Consider the following 19,671-nt stretch of genomic DNA (forward strand, 5'->3'; position numbering starts at 1 on the left):
GACGCAGGGGCCTCCCCACCCTTGCACGGCTGAGCACGAAGGGCTCGACCTTCACACCGCGATCGCCGCGATGGCGGCATGCGGTCGCTGGTCGCCTTCTCTCGGTCGCTCCAGGCGCTCGACCTCCTTGAAGCCGGCCCGGCTGAGTCGCTCGGAGATCTCGTCCAGGGGCCAGCGGTAGGCGGTCACGACCTTGTGGTCGAAGGCGCCGACCTCGTCGGCGACGAACACGCCCAGCACCACCGTCCCGGCCGGGGCGATCGCTCGCCGGAACTCGTTGAGGACGCCGTCCAGCTCCTGCGGCGGCAGATGGATCGTCGAGTACCACGCGAGGATGCCGTCGAGGGAACCGCTGGCGACGTCGAGGTTCTCCAGCGACCCGAGCTGGAACTCGACGTCCGGGTGGGCGGCCCGCGCGTGGGCGAGGAACTCGGGCACCAGGTCGATCCCCGCCGCGTCGACGCCCAGCGAACGCAGGTAACCGGTGAGATGGCCGGGGCCACACCCTAGATCGAGCACCCTGCCCGCCCGAGTCCCCAGATGCCGGCCGATGAACGAGAGGTCGGCCGGATCCACCTGCTCGCGGCTGCCGAACAGCCCGATGTACAGCTCCGAGACGGACGCGTATGCCTGCCGGACCTTGTCCCTGTCCACCCGGGCACTATACGGCTCACCGGAGCGGGCGCGTCCGCCCTGGGCGTTGGCTGCCCGGGCCCGTTTGTCGGACCGGCACGCCGGGCAGAGAAAGACCATGACGAATGAACGGGTCAAGTCTGTCGGCGGCTACTTCATGCGATTTCTCGGCGGAGTGGCAGTCATCATCGGCATTCTGGCGGTCTTCTCCAGTCTGGCCCAGGGCAATCTCGTCGGGATCGTCCTCGGCGTCGTCTTCGTTGCCGGTGGGGCGTACATGCTCAAGCGCTCAGGCGGGGCCAGCCGGGCGCGCGGCGCGGCACCGACGTCAGGCAGCACCCGCTGAGGCGCGACCGGGTCGTCGGTCGTGCCGGCTCCGCACACCTCGCAGAGCCGGCACGACCGACCTGATGGTGCACGTGGTCAGCTACGGGTGGCCCACTGCTGGTTGCTGCCGCCGTTGCAGGCCCAGAGGATGAGTTTGGTGCCGTTCGCGGTGGCGGCGCCATTGGCGTCGAGGCAGAGCCCGGACTGGGCGCCGGTGATGGTGCCGTTGGCGTTGAGGTTCCACTGTTGGTTGGTGCCCCCGTGGCAGTCCCAGATGATCGCCTGGGTGCCGTTGGTGGTGCCCTGGCCGGAGGCGTCGAGGCACTTGTTGCCGTACACCTGGAGTTGCCCGGCGGCGGTGTAGGTCCAGCGTTGCGGCGTGCCGCCGGTGCAGTCCCACAGTTGGGTCTGGGTGCCGTTCGTGGTGCTGCCGTTCGGTACGTCGACGCAGCGGCCGGACTGGCCGCCCACGACCTGGACGTTCTGTTGCGGGTTGCCGCCGCCGGCTGGTGCGTAGGCGGCGGCGTTGATGTTGGCCTGCACGGCGTTCTCGGTGGCCGCTGACGGGTAGCCCGAGGTCAGCACGCCCTCGAAGAAGGTGCCTCGGCCGGTGATGCTGTTGTCGCCGCCGATGCCGAGGAGGATGGCACCCTCCTTCTTCATCGGGTGGTAGCCGTTGGGGCGGGGCCCGTCGAAGTAGGTGGTCAGGCTGCCCGACTGCGCGTTGCCGCCCCGGATCGCCCAGTGGTTCGGCTCGCCCTTGACCATGGCCGTGACGAAGCGGTGGTTGATGGACGCGATGTTGTTGTAGCCCGCGTTCACCCCGGAGAACAGCCCCCACTCCAGGTCGGCCATGACCCAGGGGCCGCTGCCCGCGCCGTAGCCCCACTGCTTGTTGGCGCCGAAGTAGACGGTCTCCATGATGGCGCGCTCGTCGGCAAGGTTGTTCGTCTGGGCGTTGCCGTAGTCGAAGCAGCACCACTGGTTGTAGTGCGTGCCGTCGACGACCGCGTAGATCCCCTCGGGCTGGTCGCCGGTCGCGACGCCGTTGGTGTTGTTGTTGCGGTAACCGGTGCCGGGCGCGATGTAGACGCCGTACGCCTTCTGGCCGCCGACGGTGACCGGCGCGGCCTTCGCGTCGGCGAGGTTGTCCCATCCACCGGGGGCGGGGCCGGTGAAGCCGCCGGGCGGCGCCTGGGTGAGACGGTTGTTGCGACCGGACTGGTCGTAGATGACGGTGATGACGCAGCTGGTGTTGGCGCAGAACGAGTCCTGGGTCGCGGCATTCGCGTATCCGCCCGCGCTCAGCAGGCCGATGTCGCGGGTGGTGCTGTCCGACGAGCGTCGGACCTGATAGAGCGGGCCGTTGTACGCGCCGTACAGCGCCCGGGTGGTGCTGTGCGCGGCAACGCACGGGGTGCCGCCGGTGGCGTAGATGTCGCACGGGCCCGAGACTGCGGCCCGAGCGCTCGGCGCGTCCGAGGCGACGTAGGCGCCAGCGCCGGCGAGGAGGACCAACACGGTCCCCGCGGTGGCAATGAGGCGACCCAGCTTTTTCTTCGCGTTCATCGGATCCTTTCCGGTGTGCGGTGGGATACGGCGTGGCGACGATTCTTCATCACACGTAATACCTATGACATTAACGGTTGTCCATGCGATAGCGCCAGGTCGCGGGCCGGGGCCCCCGGTTGTCGAGCGTCGGGTGGATATGCTCGTCAGCGCAGCCTGGTGCGTCCCGTGTCGGGGCAAGATTCGATTCGAGGGCGGTCTATGAACATCGGGGAGATCGCTCGCCGGGCCGGGGTTTCCCGCAGCACCGTGTCCTACGTGCTGAGCGGAAAACGGACGGTGTCGGAGGCGACCCGGCAACGGATCCAGGCGGTCATCGACGAGCTGGACTATCGGCCGAACGCCAGCGCCCGCGCGTTGAAGGAGGGCCGCACCCGCACCCTCGGGCTGGTGATCCCTCCGGCGAGCCAACGGTTGACCGACATGCAGTTGGGCTTCGTCGCCAGCGTCGTCGAGGCGGCCGCTCGCCACGACCTCGATGTGCTGCTGTCGCCGTCCGGTGGCGACCACGACCGGTCGTTCGAGCGGATCGTCACCGGGCGTCGGGTCGACGGCGTGGTGCTCATGGAGATCCGCCTGGAGGACGAGCGGGTGACTCGGCTGACGAGGGCCGGCCTGCCGTTCGTCACGATCGGGCGGACGGCCGAACCACACGGCATGAGCTGGATCGACATCGACTACGCCGGGTTGATCGCCCGGTGCGTGCACCACCTGGCCGATCTGGGGCACCGGCAGGTGGCCCTCGTGAACCGCTCCGCCGAGCTGGTCGCCGCGGGTTACGGCCCCAGCCACCGGGCGCTGGCCGGGTTCCGGGCGGCTGCCGAGGAGCGGAGCCTGACCGGTGTGGAGGTCTGCTGCGGCGACGACACGGCCTCCGGCGAGGCGTGCGTCGAGCAGCTGCTCGTGACGCACCCGGACGTCACGGCGGTCGCCACCATCAACGAGGCAGCGCTGCCCGGAATGCAGCGCGCGTTGACCGGCGCCGGGTTGTCCGTGCCCGGCGACTTCTCCGTCACCGGCGTCGCGGCCCAGCACTGGGCGGAGGATTTCCGCCCACCGTTGACCGCTGCCGACGTGCCGATGGTCGAGATGGGCGCCGAGGCGGTGTCGCTGCTTCTGGAGAACATCGCCGAGCGCGGGGCCGTGCCGCGACACCGGCTGTACAGCCCGCCCATCTCGTTGCGCTCCAGCACCGGCCCGGTCCGGGCCCGCTGAGCCCGCCCTAGCCTCCCGTTGCCCGCCGTTGCTCCTGCGCGGCGGCGAGGATGAGATAGCTGCTGGCGGTCCAGGTGTAGGCGCGGTCGCGCAGCCCGGCCCCGGTCTCGGCGTCGAAGTTCTCCGCGAACCCGGACTTCTCACACAGGGCGAGGAATCGTCGACTGATGTCCTCGGCCATCCGGCTCTGGCCGGCCCGCCGCAGACCGTCCTCGACCAAAACCGTGGAGGGCGCCCAGATCGGCCCGCGCCAGTAGCCGTCGGCGACGTAGTGAGCCGAATCCGTCGGTTCGGTGGCCAGCCCGTGGGTGGTCAGATGGGTTTCGACGCCCCGCGCCAGCGCTGCCGTGACCGGTGCCGGCAGGTCGGCCCCGAGCGCGATGGGCATCAGGTCGAGCAGGCTGCGGCTGGCCCTCCGTCGTCCGGTGCGGGGGCTGCGGGCGGTGAAGCGTTCGCCGTCCCACAGCTCCCGCAGCAGGGCCGCGCAGATCCGGTCGGCCTCCCGGGACCACGGCTCGGCCGGCTCGCCCAGCTCGGTGGCGAGGTCTGCCAGGCAGCGGAGCTGCGAGACCAGGAATGCGGCGAGGTCGGCCGTCTGGAGGACCCGGCCGGCGTCGAAGGTGGTCGCGTTGTCCCAGCCGCTGTCATTGCCGTGCTGGTAGTGGGGCAGGTCCTGGCCGGGAGCTCGACGGGCGTCGAGCCAGAACCGGGTCCAGCGGGCAAGCCGGTCGTACGTCTGCGCCAGCGCCGCCCGATCCGGTGGCTGGGGAAGTCGTCGGCGCAGGTGTCGCAGGGCCCAGCCGTGGATGGGGGGCTTGACGTAGTTGTGCAGGACCTCGGAGTGGGTGACCGAGTCGGGCAACGCACCGGCCTCGTCCTGGTGGTCGAAGGGCAGATGGAACTGGTGCCAGGCCAGCTCCGGCTCACCGGCGGCCAGGGCGATCGCGTTGAAGCAGTGGTCCCAGCTCCAGACCTTGTCCATCCAGTGCTTGGACATCAGGACCGCCGGTCGGGTGACGAAGCCCGCCGGGGCGACGGTGGCCGACCACAGGACGTACGCGGCCAGCTCGGCGGCCGGGGTTTCCGCGCCGCGCCACGGCGCGATCGCGTCGACGAACGCGGTGAACTCCGCGGTCCGGTCCCGGCGCAACTGCTCGAAGGTGACCGATCCGGGGTACGGGCGGCGGGCGGTGGCGTACTCCTCGACCGCGATCTCCCAGGGCTGGTCGCCCGGCAGATCCAGTGAGCGGTCGGCGGTGCCGAGCGCCTCCGCGCCGTCGGTCCGCGTGGGAGTGCCCGAGAGCACTGTGACCCGGTAGCGGCGACCCGTCTCGTACGAGGTGAACACGTGTGACCCGTCGAGCGGGTCCAGGTACAGGTAGGTGCCGCTGAACGGTGTGAGGGTGCGCGCGGCGGCGGCCACCCGCAGACCGAGCCCTCGGCCCCGGATCCGCAGGGTGTCCGGTCCGTCGTAGACGGCCTCGATCCGGCCGGTGCCGTCACGCCAGGTCAGCAGCGCGGGTGTGGCGACGACAGTGGTGCCGGCGACCGTGGGGGACAGGCGCAGCACCGGATGCATCCCGGTCTGGTGGGAGACCAGGTGCAGGTCCTCGGCGTACGTCTTCTCGGCTACCACCGGGGAGATGTTGAACCAGGAACCGCGGTAGCTGAACGGGATGTCCTGGATTGCGAACTCCGGACCGGACGGGGCGACGGTCATGGGTGGCGGGTGCCTTTCTGTGGTGCGGGTGGTGAATCCTCGACCGCGTGGGTGGTCAGTCCTTGACGGCGCCGGCGGTCACGCCCATCGAGACGTACCGCTGGGCCAGGATCAGCAGCGCGGCGGCCGGGATGGAGGCGACGACGGCGGTGGCCATGATGGCGTTCCACTGCTGGTTGTTGTTGCCGATGTAGTGGTAGATGCCGAGGGTGATCGGCTGGTGGTCGCCGCCGCCGGCGAGGGTCGAGGCGAAGATGAAGTCCGACCAGGACCACAGGAACGCGAACAGCGACACCGTGACGATCGAGTTGCGGCTCACCGGCAGCACGACCGACCAGAAGGTCCGCAGCCGGCCAGCGCCGTCGACCACGGCCGCCTGGAGCAGCTCGTCGGGAATTCCGGACATGAAGGCTGTGAAGATCAGTACGCCGAACGGCACCGCGAGTGTCGTGTCGGCCAGGATCAGGCCGGGCAGCGTGTTGAGGATGCCGAGGGTGAGATAGATGGCGTAGAAGCCCATCGCCATGATGATCCCCGGGATCATCTGTGCGATCAGCAGCACGAAGCTCAGCGCCGGGCCGCCGGGCGGCCGGAGCTTCGCCAGCGCGTACCCGGCGGGAGCGGCCAGCGCCACGGTCAGCACCACAGTGCCGAGGCCGACCAAGAAGCTGGTCCCGAGGTACGGCAGTTGCTGGTCGAGCACCGCCCGGTAGCCGTCCAACGTGCCGTTGGTCGGGATCAGGTGCGGGGGACTGGCCCGCATGTCCCGGTCCCGGGTGAACGACACGTTGATCATCCAGTAGACGGGGAAGAGCATCAGCCCGGTCAGCACCAGACCGACACCGGTCTTCCACCAGGCCCGAGGCGTTGATGTGGTCATCGTAGGTGCTGCCTTCGCTCGATCCGGATGTAGACGAGCCCGGCGATCAGGGCCATCACGATGAGCAGGTTGCCGACGGCCGCGCCCGGACCGAACTCGGGCAGGAGGTTGCCGAAGCCGAGGCGGTACGACCAGGTCGCGAGCGTGGCCGAGGAGCCGGTCGGCCCGCCTCTGGTCATGATCCAGACGATGTCGAAGACCTTCAGTGTGTAGATCAGCCCCAGCAACAGCGTGATCGCGGAGACGGGGCGCAGCAACGGGAAGGTGATCGACCAGAACCGCTGCCATCCCGTCGCGCCGTCCAGCGCCGACGCCTCGTACATCTCGGTGGGGATCGCCTGTAGGCCGCTGTAGAGCACCACCAGGTTGAACGGGATGCCGATCCAGATGTTCGCGATGATCACCGAGGTGAGTGACCAGCCCGGCGAGGTGAGCCAGTTGACCGGGTCGATGCCGACGACACCGAGCGCGGCGTTGACCAGCCCCGAGTCGCTGTTGAGCAGCCACGACCAGGTCGACGCCGACACGATCAGTGGCAGCAGCCACGGTACGAGGATCAGCGCCCGCAGCGTGCGCGACAGCGGGAAGTGCTGGTGGAAGAAGAGGGCCAGGGCCATGCCGATGGTGAACTGGAAGGCGAGCGACGCGGCGGTGAAGACCACTGTGTGCGTCAGCGTCGGCCCGAAGGCCGGGTCGGTCAGCACGGTCCGGTAGTTGTCCAGGCCGGCGAAGGGCGCGCCGCCCTGCACGAACGAGCGGACGGTGTACTCGCGCAGGCTCAGCTCGACGTTGCGATAGAGCGGGTAGGCGTAGAAGGCCAACAGGTAGATGGTGACGGGTGCCAGGAAGCCCCATGCCGACCATCGGCTGGGCCGGCGGCCACGGGACGGGGGAGGCCCGGGTGGGGCGGTCTTCGCCGCCCCACCCTGGTCTCGTGCGGTGGTGGAGCTCTGTGTCATCGGGGGCATGGTGTCGGTTCGGCGTGCTTACCTGGTCGTGGCGGCGGCCTGCGCGGCGGTCAGCGCCTCGCGCGGCGACTTCCCGCCGCTGAGCGCCGCCTGCACCGCGTTCCACAGCGATTCGGAGATCTTCGGATACTTCGTGCCGAGGTTGTCGCCGGTGCGGCCCTTGGCCGCTCGGACCGCCTCGACCCACACCTTGAGCTTGGGGTCCGCGGTCGCCTGTCGATCCTGGACGGCGGCGACGGGCGCGACGTAGGAGAGCGTGGTGTCGGTGGTGAGGAGGTTGTCGGCGTTGGTCAGGCAGGCGACGAGCTTCTGCGACGTGTCGTACCGACCGGTGTTCTTCTGCACCGGGATGGAGACGAACTCTCCACCGGTGGGCGCGGGGGCCGGGCCACCCGCGCTGGCCGGGATCGCGACGGTCCCGTACGAGAAACCGAGCTTCTCCGCGTTGGCCAGCTGCCAGGTGCCGTTCTCGGCGAACGCGTAGTCGCCGGTGGCGAACTCCTGCCAACTCGTGGTCTGGGTGTTGTTGATGACGGAGTTGGGGGCGTGGCCCTGCTTGAGCCAGTCGGTCCAGAGCGTCAGCGCGGACACCGCCTGCGGCGAGTCCAGAGTGGTCAGTTGGGCTCCCGATCCCCAGAACCAGGGCAGGAACTGGAAGCTGCCCTCCTCGGTGCCGATGGCCGAGAACGTGATGCCCTTCTTTCCCTTGGCCTTGACCGTGGTCAGCGCCGCGGTCAGGGACGTCCAGTCCTTGATCGTGGCCGGGTCGACGCCGGCGGCGGTCAGCAGATCCTTGTTGTAGTAGAGGGCAAGGGTGTTTGCCCCGATCGGCACTCCGTACGTCCGGCCCTCGCTCTGGCCGGCGCCGAGCAGGTTCTTCTCCATGGCCGAGACGTCCAGCTTGTTGTCGTCGGTGGTGGTGAGGGCGCCGGCCTCGGCCAGTGTCGAGATCACCGGGTTGTCCACGATCAGCACGTTCGGCGAGTTGCCCTGCTGGGCGGCGAGCAGCGCCTTGTTGGTCAGGTCGGTGGTGTCGTAGCCGGTCCGCTCGATCGTCGCCCCGGCGGAGGTGCCGCACTTCTTGAGCAGCGTGACCCAGTCGGAGTCGTCGGCAAACTGCGGGTACGGGTCCCAGACGACGTAGGCGCCGCCTTCGGCGGGGTCGTCGGCGGACGACGAGCAGGCGCTGCCCGCCGCTGCGGCGAGTGCCATCACGACAACGGCGGCCAGGTGCCGCCGACGACTGAGTCCTGTCATGTGTTGCCTCACTTCAAGTCGATCGTCAGGTGGGGTGTGCGGGTGACCGTCGCGGGCCGGACCCAGTCCGACCATGAGGCGAACCGATTCGCCGAATCGGTTCGCCCGAAGATAGGTCTGTCCACGCCTGCGGGTCAAGGGATCGGCCAGCCCATCGAGGGACCTGGGTGGAAACGCCAGCTTCATCGGGTCTTCACTTCATTGACACAGATCAGTCCCCGGTCCTACGATCCGTGCGAATCGATTCGCAAGTGCTGCCTCCGGAGAGCGTCCCCCGCGCCCCACCAAGGAGCCGCCCGTGAAAACCCCGTCCCGCGGCAGGTCAGACCGAGCCCGCGCGCTCGTCGCCCGACTCGTGGTCGGCCTGCTCGCCGCCGCTGCCGCCGTAACCGTCGTCCCGTCCCCGGCCCAGGCAGCGAACGAGTCGATCAGCGTCGACTTCTCCACGACCAGCGGCACGCCGACCTACCGTGCGTCCGGCTGGATCTACGGCATGACCGAGAACGCCAGCGGCCCAGCCGACCACTTCTACCGAGACGTCAAGTTCCAGTACATGCGCGCCGGTGGCGCACAGCTTCCCGGCAGCGGCTGGGTCGGTGGCACCTACGACCGGCGGTGGAACTCCACAGTCGCCCAGGCCCGTCGGACCACGGCCCTCGGTGGGAAGTTCATCATCCTGCCGCACGACCTGTGGGGCGCCGACGGTGCCGGCATCTCCCGCTTCCCCGGCGACAACGGCAACTGGACCGACTACGACAACTTCCTGACCCGCCTCATCAGCGACGTCCGGGCGTCCGGGCTGTCCGTGCAGTGGGACATCTGGAACGAACCCAACATCACCATCTTCTGGAACCGCCCGATCTCGCAGTACCTCGAACTGTGGCGCCGCACCTACCAGCGCATCCGAGCGGAGTTCCCCAGCCAGCTCATCGTCGGGCCGAGCTGCGCCTGCGTGCCGTCGACGACGCACACCTTCTGGAACCAGTACCTGGACTTCGTCCGCTCGACCAACACCGTGCCGGACATCATCAGCTGGCACTCGCTGCCGGGTGACCCGGTCGCCAACGTCGCCGCCGCCAACGCCACCCTCGACCCGCGCGGCATCGCCCACCCGCGGCCGTACCAGATCAACGAGTACGGCGCCCCGACGAGCAGAACCCGGCCGACGGCGCCTGGTACATCGCGCGCCTGGAGCGGGCCCGGGCGGACGGCCTCCGGGCGAACTGGGCCAGCGGCGGCAGCCTGCACAACGACCTCGGCAACCTGCTGATCCGCAACTCGGCCGGTCAGCACCAGCCCAGGGGCGAGTGGTGGGCCTACCGCTACTACGCCTCCCAGGCAGGGCAGATCGTCGCGGTGACCCCCAGCCAGTCCTACGACGCGTACGCCACCAGGGCGACCGGCGCGGCGAAGGTGCTGGTCGGTGGTGGTCGTACCACCGGAAACCTGACAGTCAACCTGCAACGCCTGGACACCACCAGCGGCATCGTGCAGAACAACCAGGTCCGGGTCCTCACCCAGCGCATTCCCCACAACGGCGGCGGCGCCGTGCAGGGGCCGGTCACCGTCTCGAACAGCGTGGTCGGCGTCTCCAACAACAACGTCACAGTGACAGTGCCGTACACCAACCAGACCGACACCTACACGGTCACCCTGCTGCCGCCGTCGGACGGCGGCTTCCAGTCGGTGGCGGTGGCCCAGCACTCGCAGCAGTGCCTGGACAACCCCAACCTGAGCACCGCCGACGGCACGGTCCAGCAGCAGTTCTACTGCGAGGGCGGTGATCAGCAGCTCTGGAACTTCCGCCCGGTCGCCGGGGTGGCCAACACCTACACGGTGGTCAACCAGCAGAGCGGCAAGTGCCTCGACGTCAGTGGCGTGTCCACCGCCGACGGCGCGGCCGTGCATCAGTGGACCTGCCTGAACGGCACCAACCAGCAGTTCACCCTGCGCAAGGTGACCTACTCGGGCAACGACTCGCACGACTACCAACTCGTCGCCCGGCACAGCGGCAAGTGCGTCGACGTCAGCACGGTTTCCACGGCGGCGCGGGCGCCGGTCCACCAGTGGACCTGCATCGGAGCCGGCCAGGGCAACCCGCTGAACCAGACGTGGCGGGTCCTGGGCCGGTAGGCGTCTCGGGGGAGGTGAGGCGCTGGCTGTCTGCCCACCGGCCAGCGCCTCACCAGAGACACACATTTATTGACATGAATTCAACAAAGGTCATACGATTCGTTGCGAATCGATTCGCCATCACCGCCGCCGCGACCACCGCCCTGGCGCGTCGACAATCCCCCGCGCCCTCACGACTCCGAGGAGCAACCTCGTGCGAACCCCGTCCCCCGGTGGGCCAGGAAAAGCCCCCGAACTCATCCCGAGGCGCCATCGCGCCCGACGCCTGACCGCCCTGGCCGGCGCGCTGGTTGGCGTTCTCGTCGGCATCGGCGCCACCCCCGGCGCCCCCTCGCCGACCGCCGAGGCAGCCGCTGCGGCACCGCTGGCGGCAGCCATCGAGCCGGGGCAGAGCACCCCGATCATCGGTACGGCGTCCGGCCGCTGCCTCGAAGTGCCTAACTCCAGCACCACCAACGGCACCCAGACGCAACTGTGGGACTGCAACGGCGCTGCCGGCCAGACCTGGACCTGGACGTCGACCAGACAACTCCAGGTGTACGGCAACAAGTGCCTGGACGCCTCCGGCCGAGGCACCACCAACGGCACCCAGGCGATCATCTGGGACTGCAACGGCCAGAACAACCAGCAGTGGAACGTCAACAGCAACGGCACCATCACCGGCGTGCAGTCCGGGCTCTGCCTCGACGCCAACGGCGCCGCCACCGCGAACGGCACGAAGATCATCCTCTGGGCCTGCAACGGCGGCACCAACCAGCAGTGGGCCTCGCCGACGACCCCGCCTCCGACCAACCCGCCGACCGGTTCACGCCCGTGCGACATCTACGCCTCCGGCGGCACCCCGTGCATCGCGGCGCACAGCACGACGCGGGCGCTCTACGAGACGTACGCCGGCAACCTCTACCAGGTGCGGCGTTCGTCGGACAACACGACCCGCAACATCGGGCTCACGGGTACGGGTGGCACCGCCAACGCGGCGACGCAGGACTCGTTCTGCTCCGGCACGACCTGCGTGATCACTGTCGTCTTCGACCAGTCCGGGCGTGGCAACGACCTCTGGTACCAGGGGTCGAGCGTGGTTCCGGGGTCACCGCAGAGCAGGCCGGCGACCGCGACGTCGGAGTCCCTGACGGTGGGCGGCGCCAAGGCGTACTCGCTCTACATCAACCCCGGCAACAGCTACTGGCGCGACGGCCACCTGACCGGGGTGCCCACCGGCGCGGCTCCCGAGGGCATGTACATGGTGACCAGCGGCACGCACGTCAACAGCGGCTGCTGTTTCGACTACGGCAACAGCGAGACGACGAGAAAGGCCGACGCCGCCGGGGCGATGGACGCCATCAACTTCGGTACGCAGTGCTGGTTCGGCGGCTGCTCGGGCAGTGGCCCCTGGGTGCAGGCCGACCTGGAGTGGGGTCTGTTCCCCGGCGGAAGTAGCTCCTGGAACCCGAACCAGCGCGCCTTCACCAGCAAGTTCGTGACCGCGACACTCAAGAACAACGGCGTGAGCCGCTTTGCCATCAAGGGCAGCAACGCCCAGTCCGGCAGCCTCTACACGCTCTGGGACGGCTCGCTCCCGCCGGGATACAGCCCGATGAAGAAGCAGGGCGCGATCATCCTGGGCAGTGGCGGTGACTGCTGCAAGCCCGACGGCGGCGCGAACCTGAGCGCCGGCACCTTCTACGAGGGGGCCATGGTCGCCGGCTATCCGTCCGACGCCACCGAGAATGCCGTGCAGGCCAGCGTGGTGACCGCCGGTTACCGCTGACCATGCCGGAACGACCCGTGCGCCGGTCACCACCTGAGTGGTGACCGGCGCACGGCCTCGTCGGGCGTCGGCTGGTGTCAGGAGACCGCGCAGGATGCGCCGTTGAGGGTGACCGCGCTGGGCTTGGCGGTGTTACCAGAGTGCGTGGCCTGGAAGCCGATCGTCACCGACCCGTTGGCGGGGATGCCGGCGTTGTAGGCGACGTTCTTGGCAGTCACCTGCCCGGAGCTCGGGGAGTAGGAGGCGTTCCAACCTGAGGTGATGGTCTGCCCGGAGGGCAGGGTGAAGACCAGGGACCAGCCGTTGACGGCGGTGGTGCCGGTGTTGGTGACGGTGATGTTCTCGGTCAGGCCGGTGTTCCAGGCGTTGATGGCGACTGTCACACCGCAGGTGCCGGGAGCCGGCGGCGGTGTGGTCGGGGGCGGGGTGGTCGGGGGCGGGGTGGTCGGCGGCGGCGTCGTCGGGGGCGGTGTGGTCGGGGGTGGCGTCGTCGGGTTGGTCAGGCCGAAGAACTGGATGGCGGACGCGGCCATACCGCTGGAGGGCAGGCTGTGTCCGGCGCCCTGGATGCTGTACGCCTCGACCTGGACGGTGCCGCTGGTGTCGGCGTACCTCCGCCGGTTCCAGTTGGCCTGGGGAGTGTCGGTGGAGGTCGGTGTCTGGCTCAGCCCGAACACGTTGGTCCACTGCTCGATCGTCTCGGTCAACAACGAGTACGGCACGAGGGTGTCGTTGGTGCCGTGCCACAGCTGCACGCGCGGGCGGGGGCCGGAATAGCCGGGGTACGCCTGGCGCACCGCGTCACCCCACTGCTGCGGGGTCCGGTTCATGGCACCGCCGGTGCACTGACTGCTGGTGGGTGGGAAGTCCGCCGCGTTGGCGAAGCAGTTGTACGGCACCCCCATGAACGCCGCGCCGGCCTTGAACAGGTCGGGATAGAGGGCGAGCATGTGGTTGGTCATCATGCCGCCGGACGAGCTGCCGGTGGCGTAGACGCGGTCCGGGTCGGCGGCGTACTGCTGTTGGACGTGCCGGACCATCGAGACGATCGACACCGGGTCGCTGCCACCGCCGCGGCGCTTGGCGGCGTCCGACCAGACGTCGAAGCAGTTGCCGAAGCCGGCCTGCTGGGTCGCGGACGGGTAGATCACGATGAACCCGTACCGGTCGGCGAGGCTGGCGAACTCGCTGCCGGAGTAGAAGCCGGGGCCCGACCCGCCGCAGCCGTGCATGGCCACCACGGTGGCCGGCCTGGCCGGGCGGTTGTCCGGCACGTAGACGTGCATGCGCATCCGGCCCGGGTTGTCGCCGAAGCTGGTCACCTCGGTCAGCGACGCCGCGTACGCGGGTCGGATCGCGGGGACCACCAGGCCGGCAGCCACCAGTGTCATGGCGAGGGCGAGCAGCAGTTTCCTTCTGGTTCTCAACGAACGACTCCTTCGGTTGCCTGTGCAGGCTGGGACTGGCTGCGCGGTCCGCTGGCGGGGACGCCCGGCTCCCGCGGGTGATCGCGCGATGCCCGCTGTCTGTGACTCGCCCTGCCCGGCTCCGGACGGCATCGTGTGGCAATTAGTGTTCCCCGAGGACCCACAAGTGTCAATCGAAGCGTCTCTATCGAGGTGGCCACCGCGGCCCGGCTCGGCGGCGGTCCGTCTACAGTCGTCACACCGTCCCTGAGGAGCACGGAGCGCCTGTGGCAAGCCCGTTCGACATCGACGAGATATATCCGGACGACGGAGACCAGCCACTCCGACTGCCCCGGCGGCAGGTGGGCAACTCACCCCAGGGCGTCGCGGTGACCCTGCTGGCGGACTACACGCTGCGGACCAGGGCCGCCCTCCCGTCCGCCGCCATCGTGGAGCTGCTCGCCGAGACCGGTGTGACCACGGCCGGGGCGCGTACCGCGATCAGCCGGCTGGCCCGCCGTGGCGTCCTGGAGGGCAGTCGGCTGGGGCGGCGCAGTTCCTACCGGCTCAGCCGGGCGGCCGCCGCCAACCTCTCCGCCGGCGGCCACTGGATCATCACCTCCACCACCGCCGCGGCACTGTGGGACGGGTGCTGGACGGTCGTCGCCTTCTCGCTGCCCCAGGGCCTGAGCACGCAGCGACGGGCCCTGCGCGCCCAGCTCCGCTGGCTCGGATACGCGCCGTTGTACGACGGGTTGTGGATCTCGCCCCGCGAACTGACCGCTCCCGCTCGGGCCCAGCTCGACCAGCTCACCCACGGTGCTGTCACGGTGTTTCGCGGACGGCAGGTCGCGCTCGACTCGGCCGGTCACCGTGCCCCGATCGACGCCTGGGACGTCGAGGCGATCAGTCGCAGCTACGAGGAGTTCCTCCGGCACTGGACGCCACTGTTGCCCCCGGTGGCGTCCGGGGCGGTCGACGGAGCCGCCGCTGTGCGAGCCCGTACCGAGATCATGGACACCTTCCGCCGTTTTCCCGTTCTCGACCCGCAACTGCCCGTGGAACTCCTTCCGGACGGATGGCTCAGGCGGCCGGCCCGCGAGTTGTTCGCGGCCGTCTACGACGGCCTCGCCGCACCCGCCGAACGACACGTACGGGCGGTCGTCGCCCGTTTCACCGATGCCGCCCAGCCCGGCATCGAGGCGCACACCACTGCCGACATCCTCGCCGGTCTGCGGGTCGACGCGGATCCGGCGCAGCCGGCCCCGGGCGGCCCGGCCACCGGATGCCCGTGAACCGCGAGAAGTCCACGGTCGTCCTCGGCTGACGACTGTGAGCGATAACAGCGTCGCCGTACGGCAGCACCCCGGCGGCGCGGCGCTGCGGCTCGTCCGCTGGTCGCGTGGGGGCTGAGCACGGCTGCTGCGGGCCCGTTGGTACCGGGCGAAACGCGGCGTTCCGGGAGATGGGCGTGAACGGCTCGTTACGTCTTGACGAACGACATGTTATCGCTCACTCTCGATATAGAGGCCGATCGTTGTGGTGGCTCACCGGGCGAGCCGCACGGGTCGTACCTCCGATCGCGACGTCCCCAGGGCATGCGGACGTCACCTCGGGACCCGGCAGGTGCCGGCAGTCCTCTCGGACCGGGCGCGCCGACGCCTGGTGGCCAGGATGGCCGGCTCGGCCATCTGTCCCGAGTGAAGTGGCACATCACCACCACCGATGCAACCACTGAAAAGGAACGACATGAAGCCCATGAGAAAGATGCTGGCGGCGGCGACCCTCGCCGTCGCCCTCACCACCGGTATGACCGTGGCGCTGAATCCCGCAGCCGCCGCTGGCACGACCCTGAAGGCCGCGGCGGCGGAGAAGGGCCGCTATTTCGGTGCGGCCGTCGCGACGGGCAAGCTCTCCACCAGCGCGTATACGACCATCCTGAACCGTGAGTTCAACAGTGTCGTGGCCGAGAACGAGATGAAGTGGGACGCCACCGAGCCGCAGCAGGGTCAGTTCAACTACGGCGGTGGTGATCGGTTGGTCAGTCATGCGCAGGCCAACGGCATGAGCGTGCGGGGTCATGCGCTGTTGTGGTATCAGCAGCAGCCGGGCTGGGCGCAGGGGATGTCGGGCAGTGCGTTGCGGAACGCGGCGATCAATCATGTGACGCAGGTGGCGACGCATTTCCGGGGCAAGATCCACTCGTGGGATGTGGTGAACGAGGCGTTCGCCGATGGTGGTTCGGGGGCGCGTCGTGACTCGAACCTGCAGCGCACCGGCAACGACTGGATCGAGGCGGCGTTCCGGGCGGCGCGGGCGGCGGATCCGGGTGCGAAGTTGTGTTACAACGACTACAACACTGACGGGATCAACGCGAAGTCGACAGGCATCTACAACATGGTGCGGGACTTCAAGTCCCGTGGGGTGCCGATCGACTGCGTGGGTTTCCAGTCGCACCTGGGCACGTCGTTGGCCGGTGACTATCAGGCGAACCTGCAGCGTTTCGCCGACCTCGGCGTGGACGTGCAGATCACCGAGCTGGACGTGATGACCGGCGGCAACCAGGCCACCATCTACGGGTCGGTCACCCGCGCCTGCCTGGCTGTCTCGCGCTGCACCGGCATCACCACCTGGGGCGTACGCGACTGTGACTCGTGGCGGGGATCGGACAACGCCCTGCTCTTCGACTGCAACGGCAACAAGAAGGCCGCGTACACGGCCGTCCTGGACGCGCTCAACGCCGGCTCGACCCCGCCGACCACGCCTCCGCCGGGCTCCGGGGTGGACACCAGCGCCTGGTACGTCCTGCTGAATCGCAACAGCGGCAAGGCCCTGGACGTGTACGCCAACGCGACCACTGACGGGGCGCGAATCAGCCAGTGGACGCGCAACAACGGCGTGAACCAGCAGTGGCAGTTCGTCGACTCGGGCGGCGGCTACTACCGGCTGAAGTCGCGGAACTCCAGCAAGGTGCTCGACGTCTACAACTTCTCCACCGCCGACGGTGCGGCGATCGTGCAGTGGAGCGACGGCAACGGCACCAACCAGCAGTTCCGGCTCGCCCAGTCATCCGATGGCTACGTGCGTGTGATCAACCGCAACAGCGGCAAGGCCGTCGAGGTGCAGGGCGCGTCCACCGCCGACGGCGGGAACATCGTTCAGTACGCCGACTGGGGTGGCAGCAACCAGCAGTGGCAGCTGGTCCGCATCGGATAGTGACCGCAACGTCGTAGGTGACAGGGATGGCGGCCCGCCCGGAGGGCGGGCCGCCGCAATCCTCCTCGTCGAGGTGCCGCAGGCGCGGCCACCGGTCGCCGCCTGCCGCACCTCGCCCGCACCCATCCCCCCAGACGTGCTGACGCCACCACCAGGCGCCGGCACGTACGCCAGGGCACCCGCGTGCGTTCTGCTCGTGGATGACCCCGATCGAAGGAGTGGACCATGAAGGCCATCGGTGAGGCTCGTCCCGCCTCTCCACGGAGACGTCGCTGGCGGGCAGGCTTGGCCGCAGCGGCGGCCGCGGTCATGGCGGCCAGCACGCTCGTCGCGGTCAACGCGGCCCCCGCCTCTGCGGCGACCGTGGACACCAACGCCTGGTACGTCCTGGTCAATCGCAACAGCGGCAAGGCGTTGGACCTGTACGGCTCGGCCACCAACGACGGCGCACGGATCAGCCAGTGGACCCGGAACAACGGCGCGAACCAGCAGTGGCAGTTCGTGGACTCCGGGGGAGGCTTCTACCGGCTGAAGTCCCGGCACTCGGGCAAGGTCCTCGACGTCAGCAACTTCTCGACCGTCGACGGCGGAGCGATCGTGCAGTGGTCCGACCTCAACGGGACCAACCAGCAGTTCCGGCTGGCCGACTCCGACGGCGGCCACGTGCGGCTGATCAGCCGGCACAGCGGCAAGGCCGTCGAGGTGCAGGGAGCGTCCACCGCCGACGGTGGCAACATCGTGCAGTACGCCGACTGGGGTGGCGCTAACCAGCAGTGGCAACTCGTCCCCACGGACAGCGGCAACCCGCCGCCGACGGGTGGCAGCGGGTGCGGCAAGGCGCCGACGCTCTCCAGTGGCACGCACACGATCCAGACCAACGGCAAGAGCCGCACCTTCATCCTGCGGGTGCCCGCGAACTACAACAACAGCAACCCGTACCGGCTGATCTTCGCGTTCCACTGGCGAGGCGGCACCATGCAGGAGATCTCCTCCGGCGGCACGAGCGGGACCCCGTGGTCCTACTACGGGCAGCAGGAGCAGTCGAACAACAGCGCGATCCTGGTCGCCCCTCAGGGGTTCGGCAACGGCTGGGGCAACGCCGGCGGTGAGGACATCACCTTCGTCGATGACATGATCACCCGGATCGAGAGCAGCCTCTGCGTCAACCCGAGGCAGCGCTTCGCCCTCGGCTTCAGCTGGGGCGGCGGCATGAGCTACGCCATCGCCTGCGCGCGGCCCACCGTCTTCCGGGCCGTCGCGGTCATCTCCGGCGGGCAGATCAGCGGTTGCAGCGGCGGCACGCAGCCCATCGCGTACTTCGGGTTGCACGGCATCTCGGACAACGTCCTGAGCATCTCCCAGGGGCGGTCGTTACGGGACACGTTCGTCCGCAACAACGGTTGCACCGCGCAGAACCCGCCCGAGCCGGGCGCGGGCAGCCGCACCCACATCACGACCACCTACTCGGGCTGCCGGTCCGGTTACCCGGTGCAGTGGGCGGCGTACGACAACGGTCACATGCCCGGTCCGGTGGACGGCACCTACGCCGAGAGCGGCATCACGACCTGGACCAAGGGTGAGATCTGGAGGTTCTTCGCGCAGTTCTCCTGATCCCGGTCGCCGGCGAGGCCGGCGCTGACATCGGCGGTGGCGCCTGCTCCGAGATCGCGGGAGCGGGCGCCACCGCCCCTCAGCGTTGGAGCTGCCGCCTTTCAGCGCTGAAGACGTACCGGCTTGCCCGAGCCGCTGCGGCGGACCAGCCAGGCCTCGGTGATGTGGGTGAACATCGCGTCGGCGGCGCCCTCGGAGTCGTGGGCGGCGATGCGCTCGTAGATGCGTCGGTGGCCCTTGTTGGATGCCACGCACAGCGAGCGTTCGGTGCGGCCCATGTAGCGCGCGGTGTTGATGACCTGGCTCTCCAATGCCCGCACGACGCCGCGGGCGATGCGGTTCCCGGATGCCTGCATGATCGTGTCGTGGAAGGCCCGGTCATGGTCGTGGTACGTGACGTGGTCGTCGACGAGTTCGTCCATCCGGTCCACCATGGCGCGCAGCCGGTCGACGGTCTCGTCGTCGGCGAGGCGGGCGGCGACGTTCGCCATGTCGGACTCCAGCACCCGCCGGGTGACGACGAGGTCGTCGAGAATGGCGAGGCTGTCGTCCTCGGCGATGGTGGCCGCGAGGACGAGCTCGTCGAGCATGTCCCAGTGTGACGGTGGGGTGACCATGGTGCCGGCACCCTGGCGGACCTGCACCAGCCCCTTCTCCTGAAGGATCTTGACGGCTTCCCGGACGACGGTCCGGCTCACGGAGAAGGTGTCGCAGAGGACCGGTTCGGGGGGCAGGGACGTCCCGGACGGGTGTACGCCACGGACGATGCGCTGCACGAGTTCGGCGGTGACCGCCCTGGCGAGGTTGGTCGGTCGACGCACCCACTCCGGGGTCCCCGGATTGTTCAGGGCTGTCTCCTGCGCTGGCGTCATGTCCCCCTCCGAATGGCTCGCCGTGGCACGACGTCGACATCAGTCTACGGCCGACTATTGACGTCACACGTCATACGAGTTACTTTCCGATCAACA

Annotated in this window: 16 protein-coding genes; 8 read left to right on the forward strand and 8 right to left on the reverse strand. The window is 69.1% G+C overall.

What is annotated here, in order from left to right; genetic code table 11:
• Positions 1–51: 51 nt before the first annotated feature.
• On the reverse strand, positions 52–654 hold the full coding sequence (locus AC3CF1_RS28675) for a class I SAM-dependent methyltransferase (protein ID WP_210793396.1): 603 nt from the start codon (positions 652–654) through the stop codon (positions 52–54).
• Positions 655–751: 97 nt separating this feature from the next.
• Between AC3CF1_RS28675 and AC3CF1_RS28680 the strand changes: the two genes are divergently transcribed.
• Positions 752–979 (forward strand): hypothetical protein, encoded by a 228-nt coding sequence (locus AC3CF1_RS28680; RefSeq protein ID WP_354980356.1) that lies wholly within the window; start codon positions 752–754, stop codon positions 977–979.
• A 77-nt stretch (positions 980–1,056) separates the two neighbouring features.
• On the opposite strand, the gene AC3CF1_RS28685 is transcribed toward AC3CF1_RS28680, so the two are convergent.
• Positions 1,057–2,529 (reverse strand): arabinofuranosidase catalytic domain-containing protein, encoded by a 1,473-nt coding sequence (locus tag AC3CF1_RS28685; RefSeq protein ID WP_488451671.1) that lies wholly within the window; start codon positions 2,527–2,529, stop codon positions 1,057–1,059.
• A 201-nt stretch (positions 2,530–2,730) separates the two neighbouring features.
• On the opposite strand from AC3CF1_RS28685, the gene AC3CF1_RS28690 reads away from it, so the two are divergent.
• Complete coding sequence (locus AC3CF1_RS28690; RefSeq protein WP_488451672.1) at positions 2,731–3,744, forward strand: LacI family DNA-binding transcriptional regulator; 1,014 nt, start codon at positions 2,731–2,733, stop codon at positions 3,742–3,744.
• A 7-nt stretch (positions 3,745–3,751) separates the two neighbouring features.
• Here AC3CF1_RS28690 and AC3CF1_RS28695 read toward each other — a convergent pair whose 3' ends face one another.
• From AC3CF1_RS28695 to AC3CF1_RS28710, 4 genes are read right to left on the reverse strand one after another with little or no spacing between them, the layout of a single operon-like run.
• Positions 3,752–5,464, reverse strand: coding sequence for an amylo-alpha-1,6-glucosidase (locus tag AC3CF1_RS28695; protein WP_488451673.1), 1,713 nt, complete (start codon positions 5,462–5,464; stop codon positions 3,752–3,754).
• 55 nt (positions 5,465–5,519) lie between these two features.
• Positions 5,520–6,344, reverse strand: a complete 825-nt coding sequence (locus tag AC3CF1_RS28700; protein ID WP_141908547.1) for a carbohydrate ABC transporter permease — start codon at positions 6,342–6,344, stop codon at positions 5,520–5,522.
• Positions 6,341–7,303 carry a carbohydrate ABC transporter permease gene (locus tag AC3CF1_RS28705; protein WP_488451674.1) on the reverse strand — a complete coding sequence of 321 codons (963 nt, stop codon included), beginning with the start codon at positions 7,301–7,303 and terminating at the stop codon, positions 6,341–6,343. Before AC3CF1_RS28705 ends, AC3CF1_RS28700 begins: the two co-directional genes overlap by 4 nt.
• A gap of 27 nt (positions 7,304–7,330) precedes the next feature.
• Complete coding sequence (locus AC3CF1_RS28710) at positions 7,331–8,569, reverse strand: sugar ABC transporter substrate-binding protein (RefSeq protein ID WP_488451675.1); 1,239 nt, start codon at positions 8,567–8,569, stop codon at positions 7,331–7,333.
• A gap of 298 nt (positions 8,570–8,867) precedes the next feature.
• Between AC3CF1_RS28710 and AC3CF1_RS28715 the strand changes: the two genes are divergently transcribed.
• From AC3CF1_RS28715 to AC3CF1_RS28725, 3 genes are all read left to right on the forward strand, one after another.
• Positions 8,868–9,839, forward strand: coding sequence for a hypothetical protein (locus AC3CF1_RS28715; protein WP_488451676.1), 972 nt, complete (start codon positions 8,868–8,870; stop codon positions 9,837–9,839).
• A gap of 86 nt (positions 9,840–9,925) precedes the next feature.
• Entirely contained in the window at positions 9,926–10,702 is a 777-nt protein-coding gene (locus AC3CF1_RS28720) for an RICIN domain-containing protein (RefSeq protein WP_488451677.1), read from the forward strand.
• A 193-nt stretch (positions 10,703–10,895) separates the two neighbouring features.
• Positions 10,896–12,470: an arabinofuranosidase catalytic domain-containing protein gene (locus AC3CF1_RS28725; RefSeq protein ID WP_488451678.1), complete on the forward strand. Its 1,575-nt coding sequence runs from the start codon at positions 10,896–10,898 to the stop codon at positions 12,468–12,470.
• 77 nt (positions 12,471–12,547) lie between these two features.
• Here AC3CF1_RS28725 and AC3CF1_RS28730 read toward each other — a convergent pair whose 3' ends face one another.
• Complete coding sequence (locus AC3CF1_RS28730; RefSeq protein ID WP_355160296.1) at positions 12,548–13,897, reverse strand: extracellular catalytic domain type 1 short-chain-length polyhydroxyalkanoate depolymerase; 1,350 nt, start codon at positions 13,895–13,897, stop codon at positions 12,548–12,550.
• A gap of 266 nt (positions 13,898–14,163) precedes the next feature.
• On the opposite strand from AC3CF1_RS28730, the gene AC3CF1_RS28735 reads away from it, so the two are divergent.
• From AC3CF1_RS28735 to AC3CF1_RS28745, 3 genes are all read left to right on the forward strand, one after another.
• Positions 14,164–15,171: a PaaX family transcriptional regulator gene (locus AC3CF1_RS28735; RefSeq protein ID WP_355160297.1), complete on the forward strand. Its 1,008-nt coding sequence runs from the start codon at positions 14,164–14,166 to the stop codon at positions 15,169–15,171.
• A gap of 454 nt (positions 15,172–15,625) precedes the next feature.
• Positions 15,626–17,092, forward strand: coding sequence for an endo-1,4-beta-xylanase (locus AC3CF1_RS28740; protein ID WP_371408606.1), 1,467 nt, complete (start codon positions 15,626–15,628; stop codon positions 17,090–17,092).
• A 225-nt stretch (positions 17,093–17,317) separates the two neighbouring features.
• Positions 17,318–18,703 carry an RICIN domain-containing protein gene (locus AC3CF1_RS28745; RefSeq protein ID WP_488451679.1) on the forward strand — a complete coding sequence of 462 codons (1,386 nt, stop codon included), beginning with the start codon at positions 17,318–17,320 and terminating at the stop codon, positions 18,701–18,703.
• A 101-nt stretch (positions 18,704–18,804) separates the two neighbouring features.
• On the opposite strand, the gene AC3CF1_RS28750 is transcribed toward AC3CF1_RS28745, so the two are convergent.
• The gene (locus AC3CF1_RS28750) at positions 18,805–19,575 is read right to left on the reverse strand and encodes a FadR/GntR family transcriptional regulator (protein WP_355160299.1); all 771 of its coding nucleotides are present in this window, start codon (positions 19,573–19,575) and stop codon (positions 18,805–18,807) included.
• Positions 19,576–19,671: the final 96 nt, after the last annotated feature.

It is taken from the genome of Micromonospora sp. MGP-C2 (assembly GCF_057766525.1).